This window comes from Mesorhizobium sp. RSR380A (assembly GCF_054719385.1).
In genome coordinates this window covers 3,196,211-3,216,704 of sequence record NZ_JBTTIB010000001.1, presented here as the reverse complement: position 1 = coordinate 3,216,704, position 20,494 = coordinate 3,196,211, and the positions used below count along the sequence as shown (strand labels likewise).

The 20,494-nt window shown below is 58.4% G+C and carries 19 protein-coding genes and 1 pseudogene; 10 read left to right on the top strand and 10 right to left on the bottom strand.

Annotation, left to right across the window (positions count from 1 at the left end):
* Positions 1 to 8 precede the first annotated feature (8 nt).
* The 4 genes from ACYG9Z_RS15670 to ACYG9Z_RS15655 all read left to right on the top strand — a co-directional run bounded on the left by ACYG9Z_RS15670 (position 9) and on the right by ACYG9Z_RS15655 (position 3,008).
* Entirely contained in the window at positions 9 to 404 is a 396-nt protein-coding gene (locus ACYG9Z_RS15670) for an Hpt domain-containing protein (protein WP_023699256.1), read from the top strand.
* Positions 373 to 1,965 (top strand): response regulator, encoded by a 1,593-nt coding sequence (locus ACYG9Z_RS15665; RefSeq protein ID WP_023733670.1) that lies wholly within the window; start codon positions 373 to 375, stop codon positions 1,963 to 1,965. The genes ACYG9Z_RS15670 and ACYG9Z_RS15665 overlap by 32 nt, the downstream gene beginning before the upstream one ends.
* Before the next feature lie 18 nt (positions 1,966 to 1,983).
* Positions 1,984 to 2,277 (top strand): hypothetical protein, encoded by a 294-nt coding sequence (locus ACYG9Z_RS15660; protein ID WP_245259938.1) that lies wholly within the window; start codon positions 1,984 to 1,986, stop codon positions 2,275 to 2,277.
* Between the two features lie 77 nt (positions 2,278 to 2,354).
* Positions 2,355 to 3,008, top strand: coding sequence for an NAD(P)-dependent oxidoreductase (locus ACYG9Z_RS15655; protein ID WP_348626507.1), 654 nt, complete (start codon positions 2,355 to 2,357; stop codon positions 3,006 to 3,008).
* Positions 3,009 to 3,421: 413 nt separating this feature from the next.
* Here ACYG9Z_RS15655 and ACYG9Z_RS15650 read toward each other — a convergent pair whose 3' ends face one another.
* From ACYG9Z_RS15650 to ACYG9Z_RS15635, 4 genes are all read right to left on the bottom strand, one after another.
* The gene (locus ACYG9Z_RS15650; RefSeq protein ID WP_050592417.1) at positions 3,422 to 3,781 is read right to left on the bottom strand and encodes a TadE/TadG family type IV pilus assembly protein; all 360 of its coding nucleotides are present in this window, start codon (positions 3,779 to 3,781) and stop codon (positions 3,422 to 3,424) included.
* Complete coding sequence (locus ACYG9Z_RS15645) at positions 3,771 to 4,202, bottom strand: TadE/TadG family type IV pilus assembly protein (protein WP_023746404.1); 432 nt, start codon at positions 4,200 to 4,202, stop codon at positions 3,771 to 3,773. Before ACYG9Z_RS15645 ends, ACYG9Z_RS15650 begins: the two co-directional genes overlap by 11 nt.
* Positions 4,203 to 4,247: 45 nt before the next feature.
* Positions 4,248 to 5,411, bottom strand: coding sequence for a pilus assembly protein TadG-related protein (locus tag ACYG9Z_RS15640; RefSeq protein ID WP_286461247.1), 1,164 nt, complete (start codon positions 5,409 to 5,411; stop codon positions 4,248 to 4,250).
* Between the two features lie 511 nt (positions 5,412 to 5,922).
* Positions 5,923 to 6,114: a hypothetical protein gene (locus ACYG9Z_RS15635; protein WP_023699408.1), complete on the bottom strand. Its 192-nt coding sequence runs from the start codon at positions 6,112 to 6,114 to the stop codon at positions 5,923 to 5,925.
* Between the two features lie 1,055 nt (positions 6,115 to 7,169).
* On the opposite strand from ACYG9Z_RS15635, the gene ACYG9Z_RS15630 reads away from it, so the two are divergent.
* The 3 genes from ACYG9Z_RS15630 (at position 7,170) to ACYG9Z_RS15620 (ending at position 9,116) form a co-directional block, all read left to right on the top strand.
* Entirely contained in the window at positions 7,170 to 7,394 is a 225-nt protein-coding gene (locus tag ACYG9Z_RS15630) for a hypothetical protein (RefSeq protein WP_023736937.1), read from the top strand.
* Between the two features lie 1,294 nt (positions 7,395 to 8,688).
* Positions 8,689 to 8,829, top strand: a complete 141-nt coding sequence (locus tag ACYG9Z_RS15625) for a hypothetical protein (protein WP_155924055.1) — start codon at positions 8,689 to 8,691, stop codon at positions 8,827 to 8,829.
* Positions 8,814 to 9,116: a DUF1330 domain-containing protein gene (locus tag ACYG9Z_RS15620; RefSeq protein WP_023670645.1), complete on the top strand. Its 303-nt coding sequence runs from the start codon at positions 8,814 to 8,816 to the stop codon at positions 9,114 to 9,116. The genes ACYG9Z_RS15625 and ACYG9Z_RS15620 overlap by 16 nt, the downstream gene beginning before the upstream one ends.
* Positions 9,117 to 9,170: 54 nt before the next feature.
* Here ACYG9Z_RS15620 and ACYG9Z_RS15615 read toward each other — a convergent pair whose 3' ends face one another.
* From ACYG9Z_RS15615 to ACYG9Z_RS15600, 4 genes and pseudogenes are all read right to left on the bottom strand, one after another.
* Complete coding sequence (locus tag ACYG9Z_RS15615) at positions 9,171 to 9,257, bottom strand: hypothetical protein (RefSeq protein ID WP_348524486.1); 87 nt, start codon at positions 9,255 to 9,257, stop codon at positions 9,171 to 9,173.
* A 1,169-nt stretch (positions 9,258 to 10,426) separates the two neighbouring features.
* Positions 10,427 to 10,519: pseudogene (locus ACYG9Z_RS15610) on the bottom strand (KTSC domain-containing protein); the annotation flags it as partial.
* 445 nt (positions 10,520 to 10,964) lie between these two features.
* The gene (locus tag ACYG9Z_RS15605; RefSeq protein ID WP_023716274.1) at positions 10,965 to 11,696 is read right to left on the bottom strand and encodes a hypothetical protein; all 732 of its coding nucleotides are present in this window, start codon (positions 11,694 to 11,696) and stop codon (positions 10,965 to 10,967) included.
* A gap of 1,361 nt (positions 11,697 to 13,057) precedes the next feature.
* Entirely contained in the window at positions 13,058 to 13,432 is a 375-nt protein-coding gene (locus tag ACYG9Z_RS15600) for a hypothetical protein (protein WP_156931637.1), read from the bottom strand.
* 191 nt (positions 13,433 to 13,623) lie between these two features.
* On the opposite strand from ACYG9Z_RS15600, the gene ACYG9Z_RS15595 reads away from it, so the two are divergent.
* Positions 13,624 to 15,066, top strand: coding sequence for a LuxR C-terminal-related transcriptional regulator (locus tag ACYG9Z_RS15595; protein WP_023699402.1), 1,443 nt, complete (start codon positions 13,624 to 13,626; stop codon positions 15,064 to 15,066).
* A gap of 1,002 nt (positions 15,067 to 16,068) precedes the next feature.
* Here the strand turns inward: ACYG9Z_RS15595 and ACYG9Z_RS15590 are convergent.
* Together ACYG9Z_RS15590 and ACYG9Z_RS15585 are read right to left on the bottom strand one after the other, a co-directional pair.
* Entirely contained in the window at positions 16,069 to 16,809 is a 741-nt protein-coding gene (locus ACYG9Z_RS15590) for an SDR family NAD(P)-dependent oxidoreductase (protein WP_023699925.1), read from the bottom strand.
* Positions 16,810 to 17,451: 642 nt separating this feature from the next.
* Positions 17,452 to 18,279, bottom strand: a complete 828-nt coding sequence (locus tag ACYG9Z_RS15585; RefSeq protein ID WP_023746408.1) for a methyltransferase domain-containing protein — start codon at positions 18,277 to 18,279, stop codon at positions 17,452 to 17,454.
* Between the two features lie 372 nt (positions 18,280 to 18,651).
* On the opposite strand from ACYG9Z_RS15585, the gene ACYG9Z_RS15580 reads away from it, so the two are divergent.
* On the top strand, positions 18,652 to 19,734 hold the full coding sequence (locus ACYG9Z_RS15580) for an alpha-hydroxy acid oxidase (RefSeq protein ID WP_245259989.1): 1,083 nt from the start codon (positions 18,652 to 18,654) through the stop codon (positions 19,732 to 19,734).
* A 167-nt stretch (positions 19,735 to 19,901) separates the two neighbouring features.
* Complete coding sequence (locus ACYG9Z_RS15575) at positions 19,902 to 20,291, top strand: cupin domain-containing protein (RefSeq protein ID WP_023697500.1); 390 nt, start codon at positions 19,902 to 19,904, stop codon at positions 20,289 to 20,291.
* Positions 20,292 to 20,494: the final 203 nt, after the last annotated feature.

Sequence of the window (20,494 nt, the reverse complement as noted above, 5' to 3'; positions counted from 1 at the left end):
GTCCGGTCATGGATGTTGCGCAGGACGCTCTAGACAAGCTCCTTGATCTCATAGGTGGGGATCAAGACTCTCTTGCAGAACTCATTGAGAGTTTTCTGGAGGAATCCCCGTTGCTAGTCGAGCAGATGCGCCGGGCTGCGGAGTCCGGCGACCGTTCAGGTCTTGGCCGCGCTGCCCATACGCTGAAATCAAGCGCGCGGGACTTCGGCGCCAACCAACTTTCCGCGCTTTGCGCGGCAATGGAACAATCCTGCCGCGACAGTATGCCCGGCGCGGCCGCGACGGAAGTGGAACTCATCGCGGGCGCGTGTGACACGGCCAGCCGAGATCTAAGCTCTCGCCTTGCCGATTTGAAACGAGGGGGACAACCGAATGAGCATAGAATCGGAGACACAATCACCTGATGCTCGCGCACCAGAAGGTGCGCGCGTCCTCATAGTCGATGACTCAGGCACTGTGCGCCTGAAACTCAGCAAAGCCATCCAGTCGCTCGGCCATGAAACAACCGCTGTCGCAAGCGGCAAGCTGGCGCTTGAACAGGTTGCTCAGAATCCATTCGACCTCGTACTCCTTGATATCGTCATGCCCGAAATGGATGGCTTCGAAGTGCTCAAGGCGCTCAAGTCTTCGCGGGCCACTCGCGATCTGCCGGTGATCGTCATTTCGGCCCTCGATGAAGAAATGGGCAGCGTGATTAGCGCCATCGAGCTTGGCGCGGAAGACTTTCTGCCAAAGGACTTTGAACTAGCTCTACTCAAGGCTCGTGTTGAGACCTGCATCGAGAAAAAAAGACTCCGCGACGTTGAGACGGAATATCTGCGGCAGGTGGCCAAGCTGACCAGGGCGGCCGCCACATTGGAGACCGGGCGGTTCAATCCTTCGAAGCTTGGCATCCGCGACGTAGCAAGCCGTACAGATGGTCTCGGCAAGCTTGCCACAGTGTTCGCGACAATGGCCCAGAAGGTTTACGAGCGAGAGCGAAAGATGCGGCAAAATATTCGCACGTTTCGTGGCGCTCTACTGCTGCTGGCATGTGGCGGGTTATGGGGCGTCGTCGTTCCACTTTCCAAGATGGCTTCGCTTGTTGAGGCTCATCCGGTCGGATTGGCAATCCTCATCGACATTATCGGAGCCGTGTTCTGCATCGGGATTAGTTTGAAGCGACGGACAATGCCAAGAATCAAGGATCTCACGCGAGCCGATCGGACGTTCATCCTTCGTTTTGCGTTCATTAGCTCGGTGATCAACCAGGTTCTGGTGTACTGGGTGGCAAGCAAGCTCCCAGCTTCCATCGTCTCCATTGTCATCGTGCTCGAGGGATTTGCTGTCTTCTTGTTCGCCGCTCTGATGCGGACCGAAGCTCCGAATTTGAAGCGCTTTTTAGGGCTTGGATTGGGTCTCGTCGGCATCTCCATCATCCTCCTGTACGGAGAGCCCGGAGAAATAGCCACCAGTTGGGTGTGGTTTGTCATCGCTCTTGTAATCCCCGTCACTTACGCAGTCGAGGATATCTATCTCTCAGAGTCCAAGCCCGCCAAAATCGATAACGTCGCCCTGTTCGGCATGACCCTAGTTGTTTCGGTTTTGATGCTGATCCCACTTGCCGCTTTTTATCAGGACTTCGTGCCATTTGGTCTATTGGCTGGTCGGCTTGGCGTCATCGTCTTGCTGATGGCTGCCGCCAGCAATTTGGCGATGCTGCTCTTCATTTTGCTAGTCTCCAGCACCGGTGCGGTCTTCGCCAGCCAGAACGCCTATGCGGGGACAGCCGCCGGCATAGGCTGGAGCATGCTGTTGCTCGGAGAGTCGATACCAGCGCTGACCTGGGCCTCTCTGGCTCTGGTCGTCGTCGGTCTCCTGATGGTGGAGCCAAAGCAGGAGGCTGAGGAAGAACCCCCGCCACTTGATGACTCGCTGGAGGATTTTGTGCCGCTCGTTGATCTGCTGCCGTCACCCACAGAATGAAAGATCGGACATCGAAGTGTGATGCCAGTTGATTCAAGCGGACAAGCGCCCGAAAAGCCTTCCGAAGCGGATGCAAGGCAGCCGTACAGCGGAAGCAATTCGAAGGTATTTGAGGAGGTCGCCACCATCATGAGCGCTCAAGGCTTGCCCAGCGTTCTCGCATTTGAACGCTACGACCCAACCGGCGCCTCGCTGGACTGGCTGCGCGAGCGTGGGGTCAACGTCATTTTCGGCAATGCGCTCTGGGAAATGCCGTTCAAGCGCTTTACCGAGGATGAGCTGATTGCCCGGCACATGGCTGTGTCGCCTTGATGGGGGCAAGCGGCACCCGCATCACCAGGCGCGTGATGCAGGCGCTTCCGGAACTGCGGTACGTCTAAAAATACGGCATTGGTATCGACGGCATCGACCTCGACGCTGCCACCGAGCACGGCATTCTGGTTTCGAGTACGCCGAACGATTTTCGGATCTTCACGGTCAGCGAGCACGCGGTCGCCCTGATGCTGGCTGTTGCCAAACAACTTGGCACGTGGACGCCCGAATTCATGCGGCGTGGCGGGTGGCGCGGCCTGACCCATGGCGCGGCGCCACCGTCGGCATCCTCGGCCTCGGCCGCAGCGGCCGTGGCGTGGCGCAACGGCTTTCGGCTGGGAGACCCGCATCCTTGCCTACGATCCCTTCCTGAAGGAAGCGCCTCCGTCGAACTCGTCGACTTCTCCACCCTGGTGGAGCAATCCGACTTCCTGACGCTGCACGCAACGCCGAGCCCCGATAACCATCACATCCTGAACGCCGCCGCGTTCTCGAAGATGAAACCGTCAGCCATCGTCGTCAACACCGGGCGCGGATCGCTGATCGACTACACGGCCCTGCGAGCAGCGCTGGCCAATGGCCAAATCGCGGGTGCGGCTCTCGACGTGTTCGACCAGCAGCCGCCGAAGACCGACGATCCGCTGTTTTCGCTACCCAACGTCTTGTGCACGCCGCATGTCGTGGCGATGAACGATCGCGTCGAGGATCGCTTACTAAGCGGCGTTTACTAGGTTCCGCTGGTCTAGCCCTACGCGATCACACCATAACCACGTGATGACAAATCAGCCATGTGTGTGGCGCGGCGGGCCTGTTCCGCTTGTGGCCGGCGCCTACCCACCCGGGTTCCCCAACCATGGCGTCGGCCATTTTCGTTCTCTCAGCAATTATGGGCCTTTGCTATCGGCCTATGTGTTGGCCTTGGATGGCGAGATCGCGGTTAGATCACCTCGTTCGTTTGGATGTTTCGCTGGCGTTGGCAGGAGGCGCATATGTTCGCCAGCCGGCGGATACCACACCGCCCCACCGGTCAGGCCCAGCGCGCCCGCTGCAAAGTCCCCGCAGACGGCTGCTGGGCCGCTGGCGGGCAGCGGCTACTTGCTGACGATCCAATCCACCAAGCCAGTTTCGATCAGCTCGCACCCAGTCAAATCGCGCACCAGGGGGCCTTAGCTAAATCGCGCCATTGACACTCAGGCGCTCCGGTTTCCCTGAGTAGGCGTCGGCATGCAGAGCGGAGAACGTCGGCTTGAAACGCAGAGACGGCAACAGTAGACGGGTCGGCATCTTCCCAGCCTAGCGCCACGTCGCGACGACGTTGACCAAGGCGCTTCAGAAGCTCGCGTGCCAGTGTATAGCGGACGGTCGACACGGCATTCATGGCCCAGCCGAAGGCGAAGATTCCGAACAAAAGCATCACCAGGAAAGGCGCGATCAAGGCGAATTCCAGCCCGGCTGCGCCGGAGCAGTCACGGCGCCACCTGGATCCGATCCTTTCAGCGGACACGGATCACCTGCTGATGACTGATCGCGCGCGGGTCCGGGAAGACACCGAAGTTAAACGGGGGCACCCAGGTGCCCGTCGCCGTTATCTGGACGAAGATTTTCTTTCCGCCGCAGATGGTGGTCTCATCCACGACCGTGGCGCCGCACAAATAGGAGCGGACCAGTACGACCGCGGCGTCCTCGGGCTTGTCGTTCCAGCTCGAAAGCGCGACCGCCTGCGTTCCGGTGTCATTGGACGCGCCGGCCATTACGAGATTGGCCGCGGTTTTAACGCCCGCGCGCATCTGCAGGTAACTCGTCACGTAGGACCAGCCGTCGGCGATGCCGAGGCAGACGAGGCACAGGATGGGCAGCAACATGGAAAACTCGACGGCAGCTATCCCGGATTTGTCCAGGACAATGCGCAAGGTCCGCCCACCCATCCCGCTACTCGACGAGCTGAACGGATTGCGTCGCCGGAATGTTCTTCATCCCGAGGCTGGTGCAGTCCTGCTTGATGGTCGTACTGCCGGACCACTGGATGGTGCGGCGACGACCTGAGTGCAGCCGCCGTTCCCGGAGAAGTTGCCAAGGTAGTTGACCTGCTGCCTGGGGAAATAGATGGCGCCGGTCAAAAGCGAGGCCGCGGTGCCGTTGAAGGTGCTCTGCGCCGTGGTCCCGGTCCTGTCGCCGTAGAACAGCACGCCGGAATAGGTTCCGGATGTCGGCGCGCTCAGCGTCACCTTGGCGTTGCCGTTCATGCTGACAGTGTTGCTGCCCGCCATGAAGATGGTTACCCCGCTGCCGGCGACGACCGCGTTGGCGTTGACCTTCATACCGCCCTGCACGACGTAGACGCCCGGCTGCAGGGTGACATTGCCCTTGAGATCCATGCCGCTGCAGTAGGTGCCAGGCTGGAGTGTTTGCGACGTCTTGTTGCCGTTGACACTCTTGCACGGGTTGCCGGCCGTCGGCTTCGCCAGGCTGGAGAAAGGATCAGCCGCCGGCAAGGCATGGGTCATGTTAGACTTGCAGACCGTGGTCGCTGGATTGTTCAGTACCATGCCGCCGACCGTGATCAGGCAGTCGGCCTTGAGCACCGCCGAGCCCTGCGTCTTTATGGCGTCCGAGGCAATCGAGTCCGACATGACCGAACAGCCGGTGAGGTTGACGGTGGTGTTGCCGGAAAAGAGCGCAGCCTGGGAGGCCGAGGGACTGAGCGCCAGCACGCAAGCTTTGGAGGCGTCATTGATCAGCGCCACCGCCCTTGCCTGTTCGGCAACGGGCGCCTGGTTGAAAATCGCCGTGAAGTAGCGATCGAGATTCTGCTTGACGATGACCTCTACCGCCTTCTTCGCGGTGTTCGGGCCGGACAATGGCGGCGTGTTGACCTGAATCGTGCCCGGCGTGGCAAAATTGTTCGAGGTCGCGGACTGCGTGGCGGCGGCGATGATGGTCGGGTTATCGGAACCCGCGACTTTCTCGAGCGCACCGGCATAGGCCGCGGCATCGGCGACGGCCTGCAGCTTGAGGCTGCTGTAGTACCAGAAGGACGTCTCGATACCGAGGCCGGCGCCGCCGACCACGACCGGCAAGGTGAAGGCAACGACGACGGCAACGTTACCGTTCCTGGCGCGTGTTGCGCGGACCAATGCAGGCCAGAACCGGATGAATGCACTGGATCCCATATTTTATTAGAAATCACGAATAGATAAACGAATTTCTAAAAAACCCATTCCGATTCGATGAAGTCCACGGCCCAGACGAAAGGTTTGCTGCAATTCCTCCTCACGTGCATGTGCTTCACGCTGCGTCATCTCTACGGCCAAGGGGGGGCGCATTCTGACCGGGAGCTTTGGGTCGCAAACTGACCTTCCGTGATTGCGAGCCACATGGCTAAGCGGCTGTTCCGCTAGTGAGCCTCGACTAGAGTCCTAGATCCGCACACAAGCGTATCCTGGGTCGATCGCGCTTCGCGAAATGCGCCAAATTGCAAGGTCGTGAGTTCGGACAGCGGAAGCATTCTCCTCATGGGTGTTGCTTGTCGAGCAGAAGATTTCACGATCACCACCGAGACAGCTTCGTGTCGATCCCGCTGCTCGGCATGGTCTGCGGTGAAGTCTCCGTGCTCCCGGCACTGAGGTTATCCAATCGTAGCGAGTCCTAAAGCCGCACAACCTGGTCGAGATGCAGGCGTATCCGCTGGCCTGCCGCGAAGGACAGCGCAAACGATTCCAGGCCGAATGAGCGTGTAATTTCCTGGTCAGTTTCAATGATGCGAACGACCCATTCGCCACTGGCTCCGACCAGTTCCACGCGAGGCGTGGCCTTGCGAATTGGTACCACGCTGCCCATCACAGCCTCCCTACGAAAAGCAATGGCAAGTCGATTAAGACCCTGGTAGTCGGAAGTTCAATAACAAATGCTTGTTCGGATCGGACAAACCACCCTCGATGGGCATTACGAAGGCGGGCGAATCACACCTCAGTTAGGCGAACCCTCCGGGGAACCTCCCGTGAGATAGCCTCTGCTTTAGGTCGTTGGCATTCAGGATGGCCGCCAGCTCTTCGGCATACTCCATGTCGGGAAGGTTGACAGATGGGTGGCCCGCTACAGATGCAGTGCGCGCCGGACGAGCCGAGTTCCGAGTCGGGCTAGTCGAGGACTTGCCCTTGCCGGATAGCATTCGACAAGGCGCTCAGCGTCCACACAGTGTACTTCTGGCAAAGCCTTAGAGCCGGATCCGCAGAGCTCGCTCGCGTCATCGAACCAGGCGGTCGCGTCGTCCTGGGCTTCCTCCCGAAGGCGCTTATGGACAGGATGAACATGCCGGCCGACATTTTTATACCTCGCGAGCCGATGAGGTCATTTGCTGCCTTGCGAGATGCAGGGTTCAGCGACCCTGAAGTGCGGAGACCGAGCACGGAAACCGCATGGCTCGTGGTGACAGGAACGCGAAGATAAGTTTCGGCGCCTGGAAGCGGAAAAGCCCGCCGCCGAAGCCAACTGGCTAGCGAATTTCGGCAAAGCGCCGGTCTAAAGGTTCTCACTCATCGGTGCAGGTTGATGGCGTGCACACAGCCGTTACGGCCGAGAGCTTCTCGCGCTTGTTATTTCAGGCTTCTGATAAGGCTTCTTCATTCAGGATCCCCAGTTTGTCCCTCAACGCGAAAATGCGGTGCGCCGATCACGATGGTCAACCAGAAACACTAAAGTAGCGGCCGAGCGGTGCCAGGGGACTGGCACGCGCGGTCAGGGCGGCGCACCATGGATGCTGCTATTGCCTGGCCGGTTGCCATGGCCTGCTAACGAGCGCACAATGTTGCCGTCGCCTCGAAAAATCAAAAACAAACAGGCACGAGGCGCTTGGGAGCGATCATCAGGCTTTCGCCCGACCAGGGAGAAGGCCCATGCCCACACAGGCACAGAGCCGGCTCATGTATTTTATGGGCCAACTCGGTCACAACGAGAGCATCGTTTCCAAGCAGGATATTATCGTCGGCTTACTGGATCACGAAGGCAGTCCGACGGCCGACGCCGACGAATTGCTGGCGAACTTGCATCGATCACTGCAACAGGCCCGACAGAGCTTGCACGAGGCGCAAGAGATCTATGGAGTCAGAAATGCGGAGTAGCGAAAAAACAAAACTCGCATACACAGCCGCAGAGTTCGCCGAAAAACACGGTTTGACCGTGAAGGCAGCCGAAATCATCTTGTCCGTGAACGGCTCCTCACGTGTCGCTTGCGATGCAGCAGCACGCGCATTCAAAGAAGCGGTTGCGCACCGACAACACAGCAATGACGGCGAATGAGCCCCGCGCCTGCTTTCGAGGCTGCGCGGGCCGACCATGACGAGTGGAGAGGACATCTTGGTCACCGGCAGGAATCGCTGAAGAACGAGCCGGGTGTGACCGAACAGCCTCAGAGTGAGGATGTTCCCGACTGACGCAAAAAAGCCCGCCAGCATGAGCCGGCGGGCCAAGTATGGGTCGCTGTCCAAATGAACGCGTTCGGTGTCTTCAGATGGATTTGGTCGAGAAGCCGCCGCGCGTCAGGCGCAACAGATCGGGCGCCGATCGAACGCCCCGCGGGCGCAGGAACGCCTTCGTCTCGCGGGCGCTCCGCGTAAGCAAATCTTCGCCGCCGAGAAGCTCAATCGTCTCGGCCCAACCGTCGTCTGGAAGCAATTCGTGTGTCGTCGCAGTTAGAATCACACCCGATTCCGCAGGGCAATACCTATCTTATCGCCTATGGCCTTTGCGCAGTTCATCCAAAGGAACGGGACAGGGCCGTCTCAGCCGCGCGGGAGCCGTCTGGCTGCCTTATGGTCGGTGATGTTCTCGACCGCCTTCAAAAGGGGTGGAGGGACCTCACAGAGCTTGGCATGCTCGCTGTGGTACGCCACAGCGGCCCGACGATGCTCTTGTGCAGCGCTTCGGCTGCTGCCAGGAAGCGGTCGATTTCAGCCCGGGAAAGCTGGTCGGAAGGTTTGGTTCTGGCCATTGGCGCGCAATTACTAATTTAGTGAAGCCTTACGTGCTTCTGGGGGGTAGACGTGAGACCGGTCGGTCCAGCTATGGGGCGCATTGAACATATTGTTTTTTCCGCGATTGCTGATTGGGATGTTTGCCATGTCGACCGTGGTAGCGACCTGGATTTACCTAGCAACGGATTCGTTCTGGAAGTCCCTTACATGGACCTTGCTGATTTTTATCATCTTTCAGGTTGCATATTTCCTATTTTCATTCGCGCTTTTCGACAAGTTTTGGATGAAAAGGACCGAAGAAAAACCGAACCCTGCCGAGCCTACCTGTCGAGACGGCGGTGTCTCATCTGAAGGGCGGTCGATGACGCTTTGAGGGAGACCGCCAGACACGAGAGCATGCGATCATGCTAATCTTTGCGAACCATGCGAAAGAAGGAAAGCCGTGGCAGCGCCAAAATCATCGAAAAGCGCGCTGGCGCTGGATGTCGCCACGGAGATCGTCGACAGGGTGCGGACCGACGACGCCGAAGCCGAGGAGCGCGAGGTAGGTCTAAGGAGGAAACACAGATGGCTGCCTATCTGATAGCGGATGTAGACGTAAAAGACGCTGCCTTGTTCGAGGAATATCGGCGGGACGTTCCCGCTACCGAAGAGCGGTACGGTGGGCGGTACCTGGGCCGCGGTGGCGCCACCAAGGTTCTGGAAGGTGATTGGGATCCACACCGACTGGTCATTGTCGAATTCCCCGACATGGCGTCATTGATGGGCTGGTATAATTCGCCGGAATACGCCCGGCTGATCGAGATCCGCAAACGTTCCGCTAACACCAGGATCATCGCTTTAGAAGGGATTGCAACGCCTGCGGCGTGACCCATGCAGCCAGCGGACCCGACGACAGTTGGCGTCCTCAGCGTCATTTCTTCCTCACGGCGAGATGCCGTCGGCAGGGATCAGGCAGCGTTTGGACATGAAGGCGTCGCGGAACGCGGGTGCTGTATTGATGCCCTCCATCCTCGCGTTGTCTTCGCACAGGTCGTCAAGGACGCCCTCAGCCAGAGCCATAAAGTCCCGCGCGCTTCCGTACCACGGCGAACGGCCGTCCAGGACATCTCTGGCAATTCTGCGGTGCAGACGAGCGAATTGATCAAACCGCCCGCCTCCTTATAGCCATTCATGAAATGCGCAAAGCGCGCTGACTGACGCCAACGGAAGGGACGCGGCATTTGCGAGAAGTCGCCTTCCAGGGAGCGTCGCTCCCATTCCTTCAACTCGTCAGGTGTCTCGTGACCGCCGTGTTATCCCGATCATGCGAAGACGTTCGCTCCGGTGCGGGACGACTTCAAGTCCTTTTCAAGGGTGTTGGGAGGTTGGCCCACGGCTGAAGGGCTGCACAACCAAGGGGCACGATCAGCTTCTGCACCTTCAGACACATCGTGATAACCTGTCGGTCATGAAATCGGAGGCTTGAGAGAAACGTGGGCGGGCCCCAGGAGAATAATTTCTGCCCATGGGGAAGGCGATGTCCGCGCTAGCCGGAATGTCAGCTACCGAAGATCCGCCGCCTGAAGGCTGCCAGTCCGCTAACGGCCGCCCCAAAGCTGTCGGTCAACACAAGGTCGCATCGGAACCGATCCTTCGCATCCCCCGTTATCGAATGGAAGGGACATTACTTGTCATTAGGAGATGAAGAATGAAACGGCTTCTTTTTGCCACTGCCATGATGGCTGTTTCCAGCGGGCTTGCGTTCGCGGGGACGACAGGGACAACAGGGACAACGTCGAGTGGCTCCTCCACTACCACAACGATGCCGACGACAGATAACAACACGGATTCGACCACAACGAAGTCGACCAATTCGAACTCAGCGAAGGACTGTGCGCCGGGCCAGCAGAGTGGCAGTGCCAAGCAGGCCGCTCCTGGTCAACAGGATGACACCAGTGCCCAGTCCGCAGCCCCTGGACAGATGAAAACGACTGCCGAAGGTTGCTAATTGTGCCGGGAGAGGCCGGTTTGCACCGGCCGTAATGGATGCCTCCCGCTGCCGACCGGCGGCAACGGTCCGGCCTGGGCGCCCTTCGATCAGCGCGGGCCGTTTTTCGGAAAGTACCTCCCTTAATCGTCCAACGAGCCTGCAGCCTTTTCTTGGGCGAGTCGGATCTTGGGCGAGTCGCAATGCATAGTTAGTTGCGGATGTGATTGTTGAAATAGCGGCCCTTGGCGAAAGCAGATTTGAACGCGACAAATGCCTCAAGCGGCACGTCCAGGAAATCGTATTGCTTCCCCCTTGGCTCAAAACCAGACCGAGAGAACCCTGGTCCGGGTCAATAGTCGAACTTGCGCATCGAGGTCGACGGCATGGTGCGTTTCAAGAAACCAGCGTGAGCCGCGGCCAGCCGGGTATGGACCGCCCTACAGGCTGAAGTGTATTCGAAGATGTGACCGGGCGTAGAATGACGTCTCGTTCCGCCGCTTCGCGCGCCGCCCTGATCGGAGTTTTCGCGTTGACGGTGTGGGTGGCCGTCACGGCATCGCCTGCCATCTCCTCAACACGGTATTTCGGCACTTTTGTTCCTACGCGTCGGTAGCTAGCAACTCCGCTTGTTTAGGGGTCGCCCTCAAAGAGGAGAATAAGGTGGCAAGCTCGGGTCGCCCTGCCGCCGGGGGGGGGTGACCCGGCGGCTTGCACGTTCGACTAGGGTCGCTTCAGCTGTGACCGCCTTACGGCGTTGCCGCAGGAGTCTGCTTGGCAGCCATCTCGTCGATCTTCTCGGCAAGCACGCCGTTGGCCCATTCGGTGACCTCGGCGTCGACCGGCTTGTTGGCCATATCGGCGAGCGCGTCATCCAGCGACGGGACGGCGGCAGCAGCATCGGCCGCCGCTATATTGGCGGCATCGAGCGCCGCCTGCGCTGCGTCAATCTGCTCCTGGGTCGGGACTTGGTCGGCCGGAGTATTCGGGTCGTTCAATTTGGCGTTCAACGCGTCGACTTCGGCTTGGGCGGCATCTACCGCGGCTTGGGCACCCTTGGCGGCCGCCGACGCTGTCACATAAGCCTGAATGCCGGCGAATTTCTTGCTCTTGGAGTTCATGTAAGCGTTGATGTTGCGCTGCAGCGAGTTCAGCCGGCCAAGCTTGGCGTGAATGTTCTTGTCCTTAGGCGTCGCGGCGACCTCAATGTCGTCGACGGCGACCTGGTCTTCGCCCGAGGCCTTCTTTCCGGCGTGAGCCGATGCCGACTTGCCGTGCGAAGCGCTGTTGCCGGACTTCCCGCCGCTGTTGCCGGACTTGCCGCTATTGCCGTGACCACCGCCATTGCCGTGACCACCGCCATTGCCGTGACCACCACCATTGCCGTGACCACCACCATTTCCACCCGCGCCAGCGAAAGCAGGAGCGGTCACTAGCGCAAGCGCGGCAAGCGCTGCCAACAGCGTTTTTCGGGATGTCATGGTACCTCCTCAGGCGAATAGCCACCTCGCCGATTCGTTATAGAGCGGCTTATAAGAGTTTCCTAATTCGACTGAATGAACTTTAGATAAATGCTTGTTGCAATGAGCGACTGACGACTGCGAAGCGCTTTGTAACCCTCTGAAATCTAGCAAAAAAATCCGGAGTCGGAGACCGTATCGGCCCTTTGCGCGACTGAAGTCCCATACCGATCGGACCTTGGTCGGGCGATGCACAACCGCGGAATGCTTGAGTATGGCGTCACCGTGTGGCTGTGACTGCGCATTGGTAGACAACTCGCCGGGCGAAGACCCCAACTACCTCGAGCCCGGCGAGCCTTACACCTGATCAGAGTACGCGATCAGGACCGGGGATCAGCCGGCGAAAGATGTGGGTGCAATATGGGTGCCAAACTATTCGTCCCAAATTGGGACCATGCTGCGGCCTGCAAGCTGCGCTTAGGTCTCATAAAAGGCTTAGGCGTTCGCATCGGAAATGGCGATAGCTGGTTAGATCGCTTCCTTCCTCCGTTTGTATGATTCGTTGGCATTGGCAGTCGTGCGCATATTGTTTGCCGGACGGCGCTGAGTCTCACCGGTCGAGCCCAGCGGCCCGCCCGCCGCAAAGTGTCCCCCCGCGACAAAGGCTGCTGGGCCGTCCTAGCGCCGATCTGCTCCGGCAATGGCCGCGTGAATGCCCGCTCGACTCCAGCAACAGCTTCATCCTTGGTTGCGACGGTTCCGCGCGCGCCGCCGTCATCGAGCGTATCTTACTCGCCTAACCCGGATCGTGCCGCGTCCGCTTTCCGGGACGCACGGATCTATGCTCAACAGCTAATGTCAGGCGCGTACCTGAATTGGTCCTCGAGCCGAGATAGCGCGTTAGTCGATACACGACATTGCGATTTCCAGGAATCGACCGTTTCGCGAACAGCGATGACTACTCGGAACTGCTATCTCGTTTGCGCCACGAACTGTCCCCTGCCCTCAATGCTTCCAACGTCTCATTTTGGGCCGTATCCGGACGGTCTGCTTCTAGGAAGCGCTCGTCGGTAAGCTGCCGTTCGAGTTCACGGTCATCGAGCGAAGTTTGCCTTGTCAACTGACGAATACGCTGCTTTGACGACCAAGTTTAGCGGGCGCTCTTACCGGCCGGCCCCTTGACGGCTGGAACAGGGCCGGTAGCGGATCGGCAGCTTGCGGAGCCACGCAGCCGAAGAGCGGTCATTCCATGACGTTGTTTACAGCTCCAGGAGGAGTGTCACTCCTCCTGGAATAACAACCTGCCATTCGTCAACGCCTCCTTCCAACCTGGGGAGAACCGCCGGAAATCAGGCTGTCAGATTGCACACCGTCGCGTGGAGTCATTCATAGCGCCAGTATGGGTGGGAACAGCTGAATTGGCGCGAGCCAACCAGACGGCGTTTGGTCTCCGATATCGGTACTCGGACGGGCAGATCATTCACGGTCATGTTGGGTACGACGCTGTAACCCTGATCGACAAGCTGCAGTTTCAGCTCCGCCAGGTGGCGCCTGAATCCATTTTCGATGTAGCTGCGCGGATACCGCCATCCGTTCCTGCATGCTCGCACGAGAATGTCGGAATACAGTTCAGAGCTGGCAGCTTTCACCGCTTCTTCGGAAGTCAGTTTGCTGTTGGTTTGGGTACCTTCGGACAAGCATGGCCCCACCGACACCAAAAGCACCAGTATTACGGTCAAGACAGACAACTTTGTCATGGAGCCCTCCGTGTTCCGAATCGACCAGGCCTGCCAGCAACCTGCCCTGCCGATCTGCAGAGACTAGGATGCTGACCCGTCGCATGGAATCGTGCAAATGCAGTGTTTTCGATATCGCATCTGTAGTATTTTCATCCTGATGTAAGGCCATCGGGTTCTGGCCACAGGTCGGCAGCAAGGAAAATGAAACGATGCTTCGCGCCGTAGGCAATCCTCTCGCCGGCTTATCGGATCGGGAGTTGATGGTCGCGGCAAAGTTTGCGGAGGGAATGACTTATCGCGAAATCGGCGAAACACTTTTCATAGCGCCTACCACCGTTCGGACCCATCTTTCGGCCATTTATCGGAAGCTCGATGTTCGTAGTAAAGTGGCGCTTGCTGGGTTACTTGCCGATCACCGCCAGCAGGACCGCAGCCATGCACCACCCGGAAGTCTTTCGACCGACGAGCCGGGTCCGCCGGTCCTCGCAGTTCTCCCGTTCGACAATTTAAGCGGAGAAGAACGCTGGACTCGTATCGCTGATGGGTTGTCGGCGGACCTCATAGTTGATCTCTCTCGCTACCGGGACCTTGCGGTGATCGCCCGCCAAACAATGCTTTCCTACAAGGGACGGCGTGTTGACGTGCGAGCACTCGGACGAGAGTTGAATGCCGACTATGTGATCGAGGGAAGTTTTCAAGTGGACGGGCAGCGGGTGCGCATCCGCGTCCAACTCGTCGACGCCCACACAGGGGTCGATGTCTGGACGATGCGTTACGATCGTTCCGCGAACAACCTGTTTGCGATGCTGGACAGCGTGACCGAAAACGTCATCAATGTCCTTGCAACTTGCCACGGTCAGCTCGCCAATCTGCGGCGCGATGCGGCTCGTCGGAAGGCTCCAGCAAGTTTGCAGGCCTATGACTGCTATCTGCTTGGGCTTGAGCAGAAGCACCTTTTCACCCGTGAGTCGAACAAGGAGGCGATACGGCTACTGGCGCGTGCGATCGAACTCGATCCGGGTTTAGCAAGAGCTTGGACCGCGCTGGCACTTGCGCATGCTGTGGAAGCTATCAACGGGTTTACCGACAACCTTTCCGGCTCAATCGAGAGCTGGAGCCAATGTGTCAAGCAAGCGCTGGCGCTCGACCCGGCCGACATTTACGCCCGCATAATGTTTGCCGATCTTCGGGCATTGCAGGGCGATGTCGAAGCTGCTGTCGAAGAACATGACCGAGTGTTGGTGGCTGCTCCAAATGACGCGGACTCACTTGCCTTTCTTGCGGGTAGCCTTGCTCTTGTTGGCAGCGACCCGAAGCGTGGCTACGAACTGGCCAAGCGAGCGGTCCGGCTAAATCCTTATGTTCCCTGGTATTATGGAATGCTTGCTCGATGCAGCTACGTTCTAGGCTTTTACCGTGAATCACTGGTCGCGCTACGTCAATCTGCGCCAGATTCGCCCGCCACCCTTCTGTTTCTGGCAATGGCTCATGCGATGCTCAATGAAACTCCTCAGGTCGCCAGGATCAATTCGCGACTGAAGGACGAGTTCCCGAATTTCACGGCTGAGGTGTTCATCAGAACCTATCCGGTTACCAATCCTGTCGCCATTGCTGCCATCAGAGAAGGCGCCCGTCGTGCGGGTTTCGCCTAGCTTCTTCACTCTGGTCACCTCAGAGGCGCATTGCTCCTGGGCAGCATTGGGGCCGCAAGCGGACCGTCAGCTTCGCGGTGAAAATCCTCAGAAAGCGGGCCAGCATGTAGTCGTCGCGGCTGAAAGAGGGGCGTGACGCGCAAGGAATAGGTCCTGGTTTCACCTGATCACCTACGCAGGCAGTTTGACGATCATTGAGCGGCGAGAACGCGGCCCGAGGCAGGAGCTTTGAGCCGATTTTACGATCGACCTTCAGGCTTGTCGAGCCGTCTCGAGGTTACTGCCGAAAAACCGAGCCTCCATGCCGGCGCCCTGGGGAGGCAAGACAGCCAGCAACTGGACGGCTCGGGGATTTAGCACCGTTCAACCCAGAGCGTTTTGTCGAGATGCAGGCGTATCCGCTGGCCTTCCGCTAAGGACAGCGCAAACGATTCCAGGCCCAATGAGCGTGTAATTTCCTGGTCGGTCTCTATGATGCGGACGACCCATTCGCCACTGGCTCCGACTACTTCCACGCAACGCGTGGCCCTGCGAATTGGCACCACGTTGCCCATCAAATCCTCCCTACGAAACGCAATGGCAAGTCGATTTAAGACGGTCGTAGTCGGGAATTCAATAACAAATGCTTGCTCGGAATCGGACGAGCCATCCTGGAAGGGCAGTACGAAGGCGTTGAATGGCTAACTTGTCATGCCACCTCGGTCAGGCGAGCCCTCCGGGGAGCCTCCCGTGAGATAGCCTCTGCTTCAGGTCGTTGGCATTCAGGATGGCTGCCAGCTCTTCAGCATACTCCATGTCGGGAAGGTCGACAGAAGGGTGGCCCACTACAATAGCCGGCTGCCCGGTGAAAACGTCGAACACCGTCCACGTCCCATCCGGTTCCCGCCTTACCTCGTACCGCAGAGTTGCCATGAGGGGATCACATAGGTCGCCGTTAGGGGTGGGAATATTTGGTCCACGGTGACGCGGGGCCGCCTGAAAGCACCGAGACACAGTCGGCGCTCAGTAACGCGCCCGCCCACCCGACATGTCGAATACCGCGCCGGTATTGAAGTTGCTGGCGTCCGAGCACAGCCAGGCCACCATGTGGGCAACTTCTTCGACCCGGCCGAGCCGGTTCATTGGACTATCGGCGATCATTGTCTCGACAGCTGCGACCCCGAGGTTTCGGATCATGTCCGTATCGATTGGCCCAGGAGCGACGCAGTTCACGCGTATGTTTGTATTGGCGACCTCACGCCCAAGCGCCTTTGTGAAGACTACGATACCTGCGCTGGAGGCTGAATAGGCGGCAAGGTTGGCAAGACCTTCCTTGCCCGCCAAAGAGCCCATATTGACAATGCGGCCAACACCCCATTTTCGCATGTGGGGCAAAACCAACTGCGTCACTTGCATCGTGCCGATCAGATTGGTTTCGATGATGCTTCGCCAGTCTGCAGGTTCGTGTTGGTCAAACGGGTGAAGGGTTCCTAGATAACCGGCGTTGTTAACCAGAACGTCTATACGCTGGCCACGACCGACGATCATGTTGATCGCATGGGTTACCTGATCGCGGCTGGTAATATCGACCTTCGTAGACACCACACCCTTCAGTTCGATCTGATCTCGATCCCACACGTGCACTGCAGCACCCGACGCTACAAGGCGCTCTACGATTGCCTTGCCGATACTCTTTGCTCCGCCGGTTACGACGGCTGTCTTGCCAATGAGGTCATATGATACCGGCACAAAGCCCCCATTCATGCGTGTTCACACGGGCTAAGTTTAGCAGGATCGCATATTTTCGCCAGCGGCCAGACCGGTGTCACCAAGTCTTGGCAGCGCCGGAGCCAGCTATGACCTGGTCGGCAGCGAGCCAGGTCGTACACCGACGATGTTGTTCTTTGTCCCGCTCTCCTGCGGCGACACGCCATTGCCCAGTTTGAAACAACCAAAGAGACAATCAGGACAGGCCGGCGATATTTCGATGAGGGGCTTTCGCCATTAGTTAGCGCAGGCTAATATCTGTTCTTCGCGGTCAGAGAGCCGCCTGCATGTTGGGCAGAGATGCTTTAGCACCTAATACAATCGTGCCAGCCGCGATGCCTATCCCCATTTGCCTTGGCGTCTCCCCCGACGGGCTCTGGCTAGAAGCATTCCAAACCGATCAGGACATACGCGCGTATTGGAGAGGCTATGCCCTTGCGGGCGTGGTGTGCGCCGTTTTGCTGATCATCGAGCTTGTGGCAATTCACCTGCTGCTCTGAGGTAGCAGCGCTGTCTTGATGGCGCTACCGCTGTAGCGGTCGGACGGCTCTAATGCGTCTTCTCCGCCTCCATTGTTGAGCGGTCAATTTCAGCTCGAGCGGGCTGAACGAGGGAAGCGCGGGCGCATGACCGTGGTGCCTACATTCGTCGTGACCAGGCGCCCACCTCATATCGGCCGACCACCACGCTTCCGCTTGCATAAGCCTCGGCGCGAATTCGATCTTGCAGCGTTTCGGGACCGAGTTCTGAAGCTGCGATAACGCCCATCTGCTCCATCACCGGAGCCATGGTCGCTGCGAGATCGGAGATCAGATCAATGCCACTCATACTGTCTGATCCACCTCCGGCGAGAGCACTTACCGCCATGCTAGGGGCCGGCAGCCCGGCTTTTACGAAGGTCGCATGGAGCTGCAGGCCCATGTTGGGGTTGGTCCCTACACGACGAAATGTCTCCACAATGCACCGAAAGCAGTTGTCGTACGTTGGGACGGAGGGAAACGAGGCAGCGCCAGTCCAGTCGACTTCGTGGAATACCATCACGCCCCCGGGACCAAGATGCCGCGCAACCCCTCTCAACATCTCGACCGGATCGGGCGCGAACATTAGGACGTATCGGCCAACAACAGCGTCGAACGCTATATCGAAAGTGAAGGTGGCAGGATCACACTGGTGGAAGATTACATTCTCCAAACCACGTTGCGCGGCTCTCGCCCGAGCAGCGTCAAGAGCCTCCGCCGACCTGTCAGAGCCGATAACAAGACCTGTGGGTCCGACAATATCAGCCGCGAGAAAGGCGACATCGCCAGCGCCGCTCCCCACGTCAAGGACATGCATTCCCGCTCGAAGGCCAGCTCGCAGCAGGTAATCCCGGGTCATCGGGTCAACCAATGCCGCCTGCGTCGCCAGCCTTCTCAGTTCTCTTTCCGAATGTCCCAACTCGTATTCGTGCTGACGTTCGCTTGTCATACTGGCGTGCCCCCGGATGAAAAAGCACAACAAATCAGAGCTTGAATGCAGGCCTTGGCGCAATCTGAAGCTGAGCGGCTCATCCCTACTTTAGAGATGTCTAACATAAATATCTGAAAGGGTGCCGTCTAGGCGCATCCTCAAACGAGAGAAGTCCTTCAGAGAGGGCGTGACGGCTTGGCCACCAGCACGGCAGACGACAAAAGCGCGTTGTCCAGCAGGAGCCTTCTGGCTTCTGGTCAGCACGGATGGGCTCAACTCAATGTCACTCCGATTCGAGCACGATTGTATCGCCGGAGCTCTGGAAAGAAGCTCAAGATGCCGTGGAGCACGGGCGGCCTGTTGAACAGCGTAACAACTCAGCATAACGTCTTGAACACCGCAGCCGGGTGGCAAATGCCTTCTGATCTCGCAAATGAATTTCTTTGCCTGGCAGACTTCGAACCTGCTGCACGTGATCGTTTGCCCCATGCCGTCTATGAGTTTATCGCCGGCGCGGCTGGTGACGAAATTACGATGCGGGACAATGTAGGTGCGTTTGACCTGCTGCGGATCAGGCCGCGGGTTTTGCGGGACGTCTCGAAGATCGACACAAGCATTACGCTCTTCGGTGAAAGGCTCTCTCATCCGATCTTTCTGGCGCCAACGGCATTCCAACGCATGTCACACCCCGAGGGCGAGGTGGCTGCCGCTCGCGGGGCGGGCGAAGCCGGTGCGATATTCACTCTGGGGACCAGCGGAACAGCAACCATCGAGGAATGCGTGGCCACAAGCCCTGTGCCGATCTGGTTCCTGTTGTATTGGCAGAGCGATCGATGTTTCAACCGTGACCTTGTCGCCCAAGTCGCTGCGGGCGGAGCGAAGGCGATCTGCGTAACGGTGGATATGCCAACACTCGGCGATCGGCGAAGGCAAATGCGAGCCGGTTTCAAAATTCCCGATGCGCTCACCACCCCTTATTTCAATGACCGCAATACAGGCCTCTTCAAGATCGGTGGTTCGCCAAAGCGTGCAATATTGACATGGCCGGATGTTGAGTGGCTTCGTTCTCTCACAGCTCTGCCTATCGTGTTGAAAGGCATCCTTGATCCTGAGGACGCTGAACTGGCGATAAGCTCAGGCGCCGACGCCATTGTGGTTTCCAATCATGGCGCACGGAACCTCGACACGCTGCCGGCAACGATCGATGCACTGCCGGCAGTTGCCGAGCGGGTGGCCGGCAGGATTCCAATTATTATCGATGGCGGCATCAGACGGGGAACGGATGTTTTGAAGTCTATCGCTCTTGGAGCAACCGCGGTGATGATCGGCCGCCCATATGTTTATGCGCTTGCCTTGGGCGGATCCGATGGGGTCAGGCACTGTGTTGACCTGTTACGCCGGGAATTTGAAACGGCAATGGCGTTAACCGGGAGGACCTCAATTGGCGAGATTGATCGAAGTCTCATCTGGTGACAAGCAGGGGGATGGATGTCGCTGAGGGCTCCGGGGGTGCCGACACGGACCATCTACTTGTGCTCTGGCCAAGGTTGGGACGTTGCTTCGATGTGCATTTCAGAGTTGCGGGCGGGTCCTTACAGGAGAAGAACATTTGCTTGAAGTGAGAGGGGTCCACAATCATCATGAAGATAATCTCACATGCGGAACAGCGGCGGGAGGAATGGCGAGTTGGAGTAGAAACCCGGATGCTTATATCCGCTGAGAACGGCGCGCTTCAGCTGTGCATTTTCGAGCAATGGGTAGCGCCGGCTATGGGCGCCCCGACGCACAGTCACCGTGTTGAAGAAGTGCTCTCTGTGGTCACCGGCAAAGCAGAGATTTGGATTGACAACGAGTCGGTTAGCATAATCGAAGGGCAATCACTTGTTGTTCCGGCTAATCGAAAACACGGGTTTCGAAACGTCGGCTCTGAAACCCTTCACATATGTGCCGTGCTCGCATCATCAATTTTCGAGGCGGCCTTTGATGATAGCGAGCCTGTCCGTCGCTGGCTTCTATCGGCGGCAGACTGATCCCGAATTTCGACGATTATCGAGGCGCGCAGTACGCGATCCGTGCCGTGGGCAACGAATGGGTCAAAGGAGTTCTGCGCTCTTTGATCGACAAAATGATGGCCTGCCCCAAAGAAGGTCATCGCACGCTCGCTGAGCGTATCTTGCTCGCCTAACCCACGGCTTTCAGTGAGCAGCAATCAACAACGGACGATTGCACCATA